The following is a 12,539-nucleotide window of genomic DNA, read 5'->3' as shown; positions in this document are numbered from 1 at the left end:
TTAGCGATCCTCTACCTTCTCCCACTCTCTATCCATTTTCTTCAAAAAAGCGCTTTTCTTTTTCTCGATCAGAAATTCCTGAAGGATGTTTTCTGCTCCCATTCCTGCTGGATAATAGTGATCTTGGAAACTGGTGATTTTTCCTTTTTCAAAGTTTTCTTTTATTCCTTCGAAAACCGGATCCTCCTGATAAACTCCCTCTATTGCAGAGAAAGCCTTTTGCTCATCAATGTACCGTTTTGCTGTTTCTTTCTTCAGCATAAATTTGAGGAATTTTTCGGCTTCTTTTTTGTGCTCGCTGTCTTTGCTGATTGTCAGCAGAACATCAACACCTGAAACAAGTTTGTTTTGCTCTGGGTCGTTGGTTACAGGCATCGGAAAAACGCCAAGCTCTGCTTCAGGATTTGCTTTTAAAATCTCAGGAATCGCCCAGTTCCCCTGAATATACATGACACCCTCGCCTGCTGCGAACGCATTGTTGCCATCGCCGTAGGCAATTCCAAAGTTGTCTTTGTGTCCGTATTCTGTAAGGGTCAGCATCTTGTCTGCGACTTCATCGTAGCTCTTTACAAATGACGTCTTTCCAGAGCTTTTCTTTTCTGCAAATTCTTCGCCTGCCAGATTTCCTCCAAGAGAGTTCAAGGAAATCATTCCAGTCCATGCATCTTTAAGAGTCAAATAGATTGGTATTTCACCAGCAGCTTTAGCTTTTTCCAATATGGCGATAAATTCATCCCACGTTTTCGGAACTTCAAGGCCAAGCTCTTCAAACTTCTGTTTGTTATAGATAACCGTGTTTGCGTTTGTCGCATATGGCAGTCCGTAGACCCCATCTTTTTCAGGGCCTACTAAGCGGTCAATCATGTCGAGATAGGAAGGCTGGATGGAATCGATAAGTTCTGTATCAGCAAAATCCTCAAGCACTCCTGCTCTTCCCAATTCACCGTATGTAGCATTACCTGCAATCAGCATAACGTCAGGAATATCATTCTTAATAAGCTTTGTCCGCAGCACGGTTTCTGCTTCCGGAGGAGAATCAAATTTGATCCTGATATCTGGATTTTCTGCTTCAAACTCTTCTATCAGACCTTTATATGTATTGATATTTTCAGATTTGTTGGAGAAAAGATTCAGCGTGACCTTCCCGTCCGCTTCTTCCCCTGAAGAGCATCCCGCCAATATGGCAGCGCCAAGCACCAAGCCTGCGGAAAGTGCAGTAATTTTCTTGAACATCATTTCGCCTCCCAGTTCATAATAAGTAAACGTTTACTCTTTTCTGCAAAAAAAATAATTGCCGCTCATTCTGCGTAAACGTTTACGTCATTTACAAAAAAGAAGAAGCTATTCCTCTTTTTTTACTACACTGCTTCTTTCCTTAATGGAATGCGGCATAATCCGGCTTTCTACGAGCTGATCGCCATTGATCATGTCAAATATCATTTTTGCTGCCTTCTCACCCATTTCATATAAGGGCTGAGCGAGTGAAGTTAACGGGGGTATCGACATTTCGGCAATACTCAAGTTATCGTAGCCGATAATCGATAATTCCTCGGGTATTCTTATGCCCTGCTGATAAGCCTCTGAAATCGCTCCAAAAGCAATTTCATCGCTTGCCGCAAAGATTGCTGTCACTTCAGGCGCCAGCTGTCTCATTTTCTTTAATCCTTCTCTGCCGTCTGCAAAGGTAAATCCTTCACTGCAGACAATCTGACTGTCATGAACAGGAAAGCCATGATCTAGTAACGCATCCTTAAACCCATCAATTCTTGGTTTTCCTGCTATAAGATCATTTTGATTTCCGCTGATCATGCCGATGCGCTTGTGGCCTTTCTTAATTAAGTACTGAGCCGCAGAATACGCCGCATGCCTGTCATCCACTTTGACGTATGGCACTGAATAAATACGTGATTCCGTCGATAAAAGAACTAAGGGAATACTCATTTTCTGAATAAATTCATAGTATTCCTCTTTTAGGATTTCACTTGTGAAAATAATTCCGTCAACACGCTTTTCATTGAGCAATTGCAGGTATTTCATTGTTTTTGAACCGTTGGACTCTGTATGGCAGACAATCACGCTTGATCCAAGCTGATGAGCTGCTTTTTCTATTCCGGCTAACAGTTCCGTTACGAACATACTTGATAGTGCCGGAAATAATACACCAATCGTTGACGTTTTCTTATTGATAAGTCCTCTTGCAATGGCGTTTGGATGGTAGTCCAATTCTTCAATCGCTTCAAGTACCTTCCGTTTCGTTTTTTCAGAGTAACCCTTCTGATTATTAAGAATTCTTGAAACAGTTGCAATCGAAACATTCGCTTTTTTTGCTACATCTTTGATGGTATAATTCATTTCCCACCTTCTCCCTGCTTTTACGTAAACGTTTTCGTAAATTTATAGTACCACCATATGAAAGCATTTACAATATGGAAAATATTTAATTTTTTATCCTTAAGCAATTTGCATTTGATCCACAAAAAAAGAGCCCGCACTGGACTCTCAATTCTTCTACTTCCACAAAAATCTGCCGACTTCTTCATCGACTTCTTTATTCTCATGCAATCCATTATGTGTTGCTTTCTTCGATACAATGATTTGTTCGCGGTAATGATCTGAAGCGACTACATTTTTTAAGGAAGTTGCACTATGGACTGAGACAAGACCGTCGCCATCTTCTTTTTTACCGATTTTACCTGCAATTGAGTATACTTGTGTATTTGGATCAAAGTTATCCTTTTCTGAATATAATTCCTGAATCGCCTGTGAATCTGCGATTAAATCATGCTTTTTCTCCTTATATCTTTTTTCAAATACTTCTCTCTTAATGCCTTTAAAAGGAGTTCCGATTGTAACGAGCTTTTCTACTTTAGGAAACTCTTTTTCCTGTCTTGTTTCCTGAATGTAATTGACGGAAACAAGACCTCCCATAGAATGCGCAACGATATTGACCTTATCGTGTCCGTATTTTCCCTTTAAAAGCTTAAGAATATTTCCGAGTTCTATGCTTGTCTTCTCAAAATTCGAATCGTTGTCTTCAAAGTAAACATGGATAAGGGGGTTTTTCACTTTTTCGTCTGTCAGGGCCTTACACTCCGCGACTCTCTTATCAGAGGTGCAAATAAGAGTTTTTTCTCCCCATTCATAATCCGACTGAAATCTTTCCATCATGCCTTCGAACGAATTCAGCGTGCCTCTATAGCCATGCACAAAGACAGTCGGCGTTCCTTCGTGCTTTCCATCACTGGCTCCATTTGAAATCTCTGGCTTTATAGTCTGAATGATAAAAACGATTGCTGCTAAACTAATTGCTGCTATAAGTGCGATATTCTTTTTTAATTTCATTTATGGAATCCTCTCGTCTTCTGCGATTTTCTTGTCGTAAGCTATATGTATACCCCTTTTTTTTTACTTTAAACGGACTTATTTTAGATAACTGATATCTCTGCTTATCTGTTCAGCTGAAATTTTTAACTTGAATTTTGTTTGAGAATTGAATGCCCGTTTACGCGAGTTGAACCGGGATTCCTGGGAAATGGAGTTGCATTTTTGCTAATTGGCCAGCGATTTTTGCGAGTTGGACTCCCCCGTACCGTGTCTGATGCTCTATACACAGCTGAAACTCTTTACTTTTATGATGAATCTTTTTTTAACTGGCCAACCGCAGCTAGAAATGGGCATTATTATGAGGTTTTTTCATTGGAATTTGAACCTTGCGAATTGAATGCCCGTTTATGCGAGTTGAACCTGGATGCTTGCGAGTTGGAGCTGCTTTTTCGCTAATTGGCCAGCGATTTTTGCGAGTTGGGCTCCCCCATACCGTGTCTGATGCTCTATACACAGCTGAAACTCTTTACTTTTATGATGAATCTTTTTTTAACTGGCCAACCGCAGCTAGAAATGGGCATTATTATGAGGTTTTTTCATTGGAATTTGTGCCTTGCGAATTGAATGCTCCTTTCTGCAAGTTGAGCCGGGATTCCTGGGAAATGGAGTTGCATTTTTGCTAATTGGCCAGCGATTTTTGCGAGGTGGGCTCCCTGGTACCATGCCCTGATGCTCTACACAGCTGAAACTCTTTATTTTTATGCTGAATCTTTTTTTAACTGGCCAACCGCAGCTAGAAATGGGCATTATTAAGTGGTTTTTTCATTGAATTTGTGCCTTGCGAATTGAATGCTCCTTTCTGCAAGTTGAGCCGGGATTCCTGGGAAATGGAGTTGCATTTTTGCTAATTGGCCAGCGATTTTTGCGAGGTGGGCTCCCTGGTACCATGCCCTGATGCTCTACACAGCTGAAACTCTTTATTTTTATGCTGAATCTTTTTTTAACTGGCCAACCGCAGCTAGAAATGGGCATTATTAAGTGGTTTTTTCATTGAATTTGTGCCTTGCGAATTGAATGCTCCTTTCTGCAAGTTGAACCGGGATTCTTGCAAGTTGGAGTTTCTTTTTCGCTAATTGGCAAGCAATTTTTGCGAGTTGGGCTCCCTGGTACCGAGTCTGTCGCTCTGCATAATGCTTAATCATATCTGGCCGGAAGTTCCCTATCCTTTGCTTCTTTCCCCCTTTTTAGGCGATAATAAGAGAGAGATTTGGAACAGGAAGGGATCTGCTATGAAGAAACTCAAAATAAGTCTTTTGTTCGTTGCTATTGCTGCAGTCATTCTCGCAGGATGCAACCGTCCGCAGCTTAAGAATGAAGATTACAGTATGCAGGGTATATATAACGGAACTTGGGTAGACCGGGTAAAAGTGAAAGAGGAAGGCAATTTTGCCATCGTCAATTTTCCAGAGGATGGGCAGGTTGCAGAGCTGACACTTGGACTGAAATCGAAGGATAACAAGATTCTGCGTGAGAACAAAACAAAAACGACCATTCGCGGAAATGGCGATGGCCCTTTTACAATAGAGGATCCTGCACTTGAAAAGCCGGTTGAAGGAACGATTTCCCTTCGAGGAGACGAAATTGTCATCAGCATTAACGGTCTTGATGAAAATCAGGAAAAAAAGCTTGGTCTTCATAACGGAACGAAGCTGTACAGCAAGGTCGATTATCAATTGAAGTAACGGCTGGCATCAGCGATGAAATTTATGCCTCACTTGTTCTGCATAAAGTAATACAGGAACCACACGGCATGATTCTGTTCATCTGCTGATGCTCTTTTAAATTGTTTTCGAATATAAGGGCTACTTGCATTTTCTGCAATATCAAGATAAAAATCCACAGTCTCCTGCTCGTCTTTAAAAGCCGCTGTCAGCGCTCCAATATAATCCCCAGGGCATTTTTCCGTTTGTTTAGGACTGTATTGCATCCCGGACAGACTCTGATAAATAGCAGCGAATGTCTGGTAGTGGTTTATTTCATCATTTCTAATCTCCATGATTTGCTTTTTTTCTTCTTCATTCTTCGCCAAATTTGCCATATGTTCATAACACTGAATCGCATTATATTCTCCAGCAAGTGCTTTTGCAATTTGATCTATTTCAGCCTGATTTGCACGATAATAGCTATACATTAAAATTTCCCCCCTTTATAAAAAATCATTGATAAAATTATATTTTTAAAGAGAGAGAATATGCCGGTCATTTGTGAATGGGAACTTTCAGCAAGTAAGACATGGAAAAATAGTCATCCAATATAAGGAAAGTAATCTAGATATGTTTTATAGGTATCCCTGATAATTCTACTGCCATTCTGGCCGCTCCGTAAAAAAGATATAGACCCCTGTTACAATCATTAAATAACGATAAAATCACCCCTGAATATATATTTCCTGTTTTTAACAATTAAGCTGCTTTTAAGGTTTTGATAACTATGTGTAAAGCTTCAGCTGATAGACTTGTGAGAGTGCAAGCATAAGAGTTTACTAAATGAATCATTTTCAGGTTCATCGCAAAAGGTGCATGTGTGTATTGATGATTTCAAGAGATTTTGGATGATCATTCGCAAGAGGAGCACCACTTGTTGTTTGGTGCTTTGTTTTTTAGCGGCCTGTTTGCCATATGACACAAAAAAAGAAATGAAAACATGCAGGAAACTCTTAACATATGCACTGATTTGAATTAAGGTAATGAAGGACAGAAAGGGGAAGATTTCCTTGATTCATACATGCAAAATACTATTAGTGGACGATGAAGAAGCCATTATTAAGCTCGTCCGAACTGTTATGCAAAAAGAAGGCTTTTCACATATAGATGAAGCCTTAACGGGAGCAAGCGCTCTTAAGGCAATTGAGAATAGAAAATATGACTTAATCGTGCTTGATATCATGCTGCCTGATTTAAGCGGATTTGAGCTTTGCCCGCTTATTAAACAAAAAACAGATGCGCCAATTATCTTTTTAAGCGCAAAAAGCAGTGATCTCGACAAATTATCAGGCTTTGCATACGGCGCTGATGACTATATTACTAAGCCTTTTAATCCTCTTGAAGTGGCTGCACGCGCTAAAGCCCTTTTAAAACGCACCATGCCTCAATCCAGTCAAAAGACTGCGGCAGAGGAGAAGTATGAGTATCAGCGCTTTAGCATAAATGTTTCTTCAGCAGAACTGACCGTAGCGAATCAGACAGTTGACTGCTCCGCGCAGCTTTTTCAGCTGCTGATTTTCTTCTGCAAACATCCAAATCGTGTTTTTACCAAACATCAGCTTTATGAAAACGTCTGGAATGAGCATTACATGGTCGATGATAATACGGTAATGGTCCACATCAGAAAGCTCCGAGAGAAAATTGAAGAAAATCCAAGTCAGCCGCGCTACATCAAAACAATCAGAGGCCTTGGCTACAAATTTGTGGATGACAGGGTCAAACCATGAACTTAAAAAGAAAGCTCACTCGTTTTTTTATTTTTCATATGATTGTCTGGTTTATTTTCTTTTTAACCATCACGGGTGCATCACTCGCGATCTTGATGACACAGGATTTCAATAACATGCTTGAAAAAGAAGTGAAACGCATTGACCCGCTGTACATAGGAGATATCTTTCAGTTTTCAGATGATGACATCTCACTTGACAAGTCTGCCAGAGATGCGATTAAAAAACAAAATGGCTGGCTGCAGGTAATTGATGAGGAAGGGAGCGTTGTCTTTTCATACTTGACTCCTTCTTCCATACCGAAGAAATATTCACTGCCTCACTTTTTTGCAGATGTGGAAAAAGCCTTTCACTATGACCAGACGTATTGGATGCTTCACCAGGAAGAAGATTCCTATATTGTCCTCTACGGAAAGCATTCCGCTAATACCGATCTGATGACTGACCTTATAGATAACGGCCTTTCATTTAATGAGAAGCCAGTGCTTTCTAAAGAAATGCAGGCCAATTTTTCAAAACAAAAAGCCTGGCTTGCGGTCTATGATTCTGAGTACTCTTTAATTTACTTTCATAATAAACAGAATAAAAATCTGCCAAAATACTTCGAGATCATGTCTTATAAAAAAGAACCGTGGAATCATAAAACGTCTATTTCCACTTATGCCGATCCGGCAACCGGCTATAAATATGTCATTGGTTCGCCAAATAAAGAGTACTTCCCCGACGATCAGTTTGACAACAGTCTCATGATCACTTTATTCAAATGGATAATCGTTTTTGTTCTTTTCACTGGAATCTTATTTTTCATTATCTCTATCTGGTATTCAAATAAGCTTGGAAAGCCGCTGCTTCATACGATTCTATGGCTTGAAAATCTCGCCACTGGAAGATATGAGGAACCTCTTTCAAAAAAAGGCGTCCGGGCAAGCTCGAGACAAAACGGAAAGTTAAAAAACTCTTTTAGAATCTATCACGACATTATCTACTCTCTCAATGTCCTTACCTCTAATTTAATTCAAAAGGATAAAGACAGGGCCATGATGGATAAAAGAAGAGAAGGGTGGATTACAGGTCTGTCTCATGATTTGAAGACTCCCTTAAGCTCTCTGTACGGCTATGCATACATGCTGGAGTCTGATCAATATGACTGGACAAAGGAAGAGGTTCAGGATTTCGCAGGAATTATGAAAGATAAAGCAAGCTATATGACATCTTTGATTGAAGACTTCAATCTGACCTATCGGCTGAAAAATAATGCTCTTCCGCTTCATATTGAATCAGAGGAAATGAATGAAACAATCAGAAGATCCATCGTGCATTTTTTAAATGACCCGCTTTATCAAGAACGGGAAATAGATTTTCACCCTTCGGAAGATGCAATCTATTATCCTATTGATAAAAGATGGTTTCAACGCATTATTGAAAACCTTGTTGCTAATGCATTCAAGCATAATCCATCTTCAACAGAGGTTGGGATTTCTCTAAAAAAAGAAGAAGAGTACTTCTCTATCCTGATTAAAGACTCTGGAAATGGGATGGATGAGGCAACAAAGGATAATCTGTTTGATCGTTACTTCAGAGGCACAAATACAGAAGAATCAACAAAAGGGACCGGACTCGGACTTGCCATTGCAAAGCAGCTGATTCTTGCTCATAATGGCGAGATCGCCGTCTGGAGCGAGCTTGGCAAAGGTACAGTCATTACGCTTAAATTCCCGCTTTAAATCTTCTAGCAAGGCCCGTCCAATTTAGGAACGGGCCTGTTCCATTGGATCTATTTTACACCCTGAAAATGATGTTCATTTTATAGACTCTATGCTATTTTTATAGTAGATTATCCACTGAAAACAGGAGATTTCCGCCATTTATTGTAAGCGCTTTATACTAGTTTGTGCAAGGAGGCTGTTGTATTTTATGAAAAGAAAGGATTTGATTTACAGCTTATTTAAAAAGCAGAGCAGAGTCTCCTATTCTGCAGCTGAAATTTCAGAATTGCTTCAGCTTGACCGTGCAAATGTAAGCAGCGATCTGAATAAACTCGTGAAAGAAGAACTGCTTTCAAAGTCTTCATCAAGGCCTGTCGTTTTCTTTTTAAATGCCGATCGTGATCTGGCAGCTGATAAATCCGAGGTCAGTTTATTAGACTCTTTCCAAAAGGAAAACCGCAGTTTACGGACAGCCATTGATCAGGCTAAATCTGCTATTCTATATCCTCCACATGGCATGCATACGCTCATTTTCGGTGAAACAGGCGTCGGAAAATCCATGTTTGCATCCATCATGCATCAATTTGCGCTTGAAGCAGGCCGGCTGCATGAAACGGCTCCTTTTGTTGTCTTTAATTGTGCAGACTACGCAAATAACCCTCAGCTTTTGCTTGGCCAGCTGTTCGGTGTAAAAAAAGGGGCCTATACAGGTGCTGTTGAGCAAAAAGGGCTGATTGAAAAAGCAGACGGCGGCATTTTGTTTTTAGATGAAGTGCATCGTCTTACACCAGAAGGACAGGAGATGCTGTTTACATTTATTGACGGTGGCATGTACCGCAGACTGGGAGAATCAGAGAATGAACGGACGGCACAGGTTCTCATTCTGGCTGCTACAACGGAAGATCCTGTTTCTTCCCTGCTCGGGACATTCAAGCGGAGAATGCCGATGTTTATCACCCTGCCCCCGCTTAGGGAACGCTCCTCTGAAGAACGGCTGCTGTTAATAAAACGCTTCTTCACAGATGAAAGCATCCGCCTGGGGAAAGAAATCTCAGTCTCAACGAATACCATCAGGGCATTGCTCTTTTATCCCTGCTCAAGCAACATTGGCCAGCTGAAAGCAGATATTCAGCTGACATGTGCTAAAGCCTATGCCGACTATGTCACCAATAAAAAACAAAGTATTCATATCCGGTCTTCAGACCTGAACTGGTATATCAAAGAAGGTTTGTTTATTGAAAAGAAAACGAAGCACACGCTTATTCAAATGAATGAACAGTACACATTCAGCCCTACCGAGTCTTATTCGGTACAGAGTCAGCCTTCGTTTGACCATTCTATCTATGAGCATATTGATTTGAAATATGAGGAACTGAAAAATCGGGATATTGATCAATCAGAGCTTGCGATGCTGATGGACCATAACATTCAGTCTCTTTTCAAACAATATTTAAAACAAACGATTCAGCAGATGAGCAAAGATAACCTCCAAAAAATTCTGTCAGCCGAGATTGTAAAAGTCAGTGAAAAAATCATTCATTTAGCTGAAAAAAGATTAAATCGCACATTTGATGAGAAGGTATTTGTAGGCTTGTCCCTTCATCTGCAAACCTTAATGCAGCGTCTTGAATCCCACAAATCAATCTACCATCCCAATTTAACGGCGATACGCGAGCAGTACCGGGATCAGTTCAATGTGGCCATAGAAAGTATGAGGCTCGTAGAGGATACGTTTTCGATCACGATACCATTTGATGAAGTTGCGTTTCTTACAATGTTTTTCGTCGTCGATTCTGATGAAACGCCAAGCTTTCAAACCGCAGTCTTCGTTTTGGCACATGGAAATGGAATTGCAAGAGAGATGGCAGCTGTAACCAACCATCTGCTTGGAAATGAAGACGTCACCGGCATTGATATGCCGCTCCATGAATCGCCTGAGGAATTTTTGCAGCGTGTTAAAAGAGAAATGCAGCCTCTGAACCATTGCACCGGACTGCTCCTGTTAATCGATATGGGGTCTCTTGCCTTCATCGGAGAAATGATTGAAACGGAGTTTTCTATTCCCGTTAAAGTCATACCTATGGTCAGCACCGCCCATGTCATCGAAGCATCACGAAAAGCAAGCCTTGGCTATCACTTGGATGAGCTTTACGAGGATGTTAAAAATTTAACACCGTTTTATATGCAGACTCAAAAAGAGAAGCAATCAAACAGCAAGACGCTGAAATCAGTGATCCTGACCGCCTGCTTAACCGGGGAAGGCAGTGCGATTGCCCTTAAAAATATCCTTGAAAATTATCTGCATTTTAATTCAGAAATCATTGAAATTTTGCCGATCAGTATTTTCAACCGAAAAGAAATGCAAAAAATGCTGACTAATATATCAAAGGAGCGCAGCATTCTCTGTGTTGTCTGCAACTTTGAGATTGCCTTGCCATACAGAACCATTCATGTTCAGGATATCCTGAATATGAAAGAGATCAAGACAATTCAAGAGCTGATTACTCATGAAGAAACGTATATTAAAATGGCTGATGCCCTGCAGCAGACTCTCACAATTGACGATGCAGGCGAAGTCATTACAATTGTGCGGAACGTTTTAAATGATCTCCAGCTGCAGACAAATACATATTTAAATCATGAAAGTCTGATGGGCATTGTTCTTCATATCAGCTGCATGCTGGACAGGCTCCGGAAAAATCAGCCGTTTGTCAAATATCCTGATAAAGATGCGAAAATCAATGAACATTATCTTCTCTATTTAAAAATCAGAAAAGCGCTCAATAAAATCGAAGAAGCTTATCAAATTGCCATTCCGAATGATGAAGTATGTTTCATTATGGATTTCTTATTAAAAAATGAGAGCAGTGCTAAAACTAATAAAACGTCCGTCTGATATATTCCAGACGGACATTTTTTTAATTATTAAAGCAATATCAGTAAATAATAAGACAATTCTAAAACAAGGTAAAAGCTTAAAACGAAGGGGTTAAATAATGGAGAGAAATTATGCAATAGACTTTATAAAATTTTTTGCGATCTTTGCTGTAGTAGTGATACATACTTTCCCATTAGATAGTCAGATTGGATTGTTTATTCTTGATAACCTTTCTAGATTCGCTGTTCCTTTTTTCTTTGCCGCTTCAGGTTATTTGTTCGGAATTAAAATAGTATATACCAGTGAGTCTGTTGTATATTTCAAAAAGTATGTTATAAAAATAGTTAAAATTTACGTTTGCTGGCTCATTTTTTATACAATATACGATGTTCTCGTCATATATCTAAGTGATTCTAATGTAAACCAAAAATTAATAAAGTATTTTGATGAATTTACAATGCTGAATCTTTTGTATTATGGCAAAGGGACTAGCGGATATCAATTGTGGTTTTTAACGTCCTTAATTTGGAGTATTATCATTGTGTTTATTTTTTTCAGACTAAAAAAAATAAATGTGCTGTTAACACTTTGTTTTATTTCGAACTTAATAGGCCTTTTCGGACAATCCTATTCAATGTTTTACAAAATTCCACTAAGTACAAGAGATGCCATTTTCTTCGGTTTATTTTATACAACTTTGGGATTTTGCTTTGCTTTTCATTCACAATTTATGAAACCCCTGAAAATAAACAAAAATATTTATTTATACTTATTTTTTGTTTTTTCAGTTCTGCAAGTGATGGAGGGCTACATTTTAGAAAAGATATTATCAGGCAGTCATGGAGAATATTTTTTATCCACAATTTTTCTAACCGTGTTTTTATTTTCCTTTGCACTGAATAACAAACAGTTAGGAAAGGGTTTGTTTTTAACGAAAATTGGCAGCAATGCTCTTGGTATTTATATTATTCATGTTTTTTTCATAAAAATAATTGATTTGGGGTTAAATATTTTAGAACTGAAAAACATTACAGAGAATTTGGTTTGGACCCAGCTATATACCCTGTTTATTTTTGTTATTTCGTATGTTGCCTATAGTTTTCTTCAATATTTAAAACAGGCATTTAGGGGGTAGAAGATT

The 12,539-nt window shown here is 39.3% G+C and carries 9 protein-coding genes; 5 read left to right on the top strand and 4 right to left on the bottom strand.

The annotated features are described in order from the left end of the window. The 3 genes from QLQ22_RS03870 to QLQ22_RS03860 form a co-directional block, all read right to left on the bottom strand. Positions 1–1,233, bottom strand: coding sequence for an ABC transporter substrate-binding protein (locus tag QLQ22_RS03870; protein WP_284016030.1), 1,233 nt, complete (start codon positions 1,231–1,233; stop codon positions 1–3). Positions 1,234–1,341: 108 nt separating this feature from the next. After that, positions 1,342–2,394, bottom strand: a complete 1,053-nt coding sequence (locus QLQ22_RS03865; RefSeq protein ID WP_284016740.1) for a LacI family DNA-binding transcriptional regulator — start codon at positions 2,392–2,394, stop codon at positions 1,342–1,344. 114 nt (positions 2,395–2,508) lie between these two features. Then, the gene (locus QLQ22_RS03860; protein ID WP_223439838.1) at positions 2,509–3,342 is read right to left on the bottom strand and encodes an alpha/beta hydrolase; all 834 of its coding nucleotides are present in this window, start codon (positions 3,340–3,342) and stop codon (positions 2,509–2,511) included. A 1,271-nt stretch (positions 3,343–4,613) separates the two neighbouring features. Between QLQ22_RS03860 and QLQ22_RS03855 the strand changes: the two genes are divergently transcribed. Continuing rightward, positions 4,614–5,066 carry a hypothetical protein gene (locus tag QLQ22_RS03855; protein ID WP_284016029.1) on the top strand — a complete coding sequence of 151 codons (453 nt, stop codon included), beginning with the start codon at positions 4,614–4,616 and terminating at the stop codon, positions 5,064–5,066. Between the two features lie 29 nt (positions 5,067–5,095). Here QLQ22_RS03855 and QLQ22_RS03850 read toward each other — a convergent pair whose 3' ends face one another. Then, positions 5,096–5,515, bottom strand: a complete 420-nt coding sequence (locus QLQ22_RS03850) for a ferritin-like domain-containing protein (protein ID WP_223439834.1) — start codon at positions 5,513–5,515, stop codon at positions 5,096–5,098. 585 nt (positions 5,516–6,100) lie between these two features. On the opposite strand from QLQ22_RS03850, the gene QLQ22_RS03845 reads away from it, so the two are divergent. From QLQ22_RS03845 to QLQ22_RS03830, 4 genes are all read left to right on the top strand, one after another. Beyond that, positions 6,101–6,814, top strand: a complete 714-nt coding sequence (locus QLQ22_RS03845) for a response regulator transcription factor (RefSeq protein WP_223443135.1) — start codon at positions 6,101–6,103, stop codon at positions 6,812–6,814. Continuing rightward, positions 6,811–8,538 (top strand): sensor histidine kinase, encoded by a 1,728-nt coding sequence (locus QLQ22_RS03840; protein ID WP_252208048.1) that lies wholly within the window; start codon positions 6,811–6,813, stop codon positions 8,536–8,538. Before QLQ22_RS03845 ends, QLQ22_RS03840 begins: the two co-directional genes overlap by 4 nt. 190 nt (positions 8,539–8,728) lie before the next feature. Further along, on the top strand, positions 8,729–11,416 hold the full coding sequence (locus QLQ22_RS03835; RefSeq protein WP_284016028.1) for a sigma-54-dependent transcriptional regulator: 2,688 nt from the start codon (positions 8,729–8,731) through the stop codon (positions 11,414–11,416). Between the two features lie 100 nt (positions 11,417–11,516). After that, positions 11,517–12,533, top strand: a complete 1,017-nt coding sequence (locus QLQ22_RS03830) for an acyltransferase (RefSeq protein ID WP_252208046.1) — start codon at positions 11,517–11,519, stop codon at positions 12,531–12,533. Positions 12,534–12,539: the final 6 nt, after the last annotated feature.

Origin of the sequence: Metabacillus hrfriensis (assembly GCF_030127205.1) — a bacterium.
Taxonomy (GTDB): Bacteria; Bacillota; Bacilli; order Bacillales; family Bacillaceae; genus Bacillus_P; species Bacillus_P dongyingensis.
Note: the sequence above shows the minus strand (reverse complement) of the source record. Positions and strands in the feature narration are given on the sequence as shown.

What these genes read in the sequence shown, in the direction of transcription:
- QLQ22_RS03835 (WP_284016028.1), top strand. Translation starts at nt 8,729, where the DNA reads ATGAAAAGAAAGGATTTGATTTACAGCTTATTTAAAAAGCAGAGCAGA.
- QLQ22_RS03830 (WP_252208046.1), top strand. Translation starts at nt 11,517, where the DNA reads ATGGAGAGAAATTATGCAATAGACTTTATAAAATTTTTTGCGATCTTT.
- QLQ22_RS03840 (WP_252208048.1), top strand. Translation starts at nt 6,811, where the DNA reads ATGAACTTAAAAAGAAAGCTCACTCGTTTTTTTATTTTTCATATGATT.
- QLQ22_RS03855 (WP_284016029.1), top strand. Translation starts at nt 4,614, where the DNA reads ATGAAGAAACTCAAAATAAGTCTTTTGTTCGTTGCTATTGCTGCAGTC.
- QLQ22_RS03860 (WP_223439838.1), bottom strand. Translation starts at nt 3,342, where the DNA reads ATGAAATTAAAAAAGAATATCGCACTTATAGCAGCAATTAGTTTAGCA.
- QLQ22_RS03870 (WP_284016030.1), bottom strand. Translation starts at nt 1,233, where the DNA reads ATGTTCAAGAAAATTACTGCACTTTCCGCAGGCTTGGTGCTTGGCGCT.
- QLQ22_RS03850 (WP_223439834.1), bottom strand. Translation starts at nt 5,515, where the DNA reads ATGTATAGCTATTATCGTGCAAATCAGGCTGAAATAGATCAAATTGCA.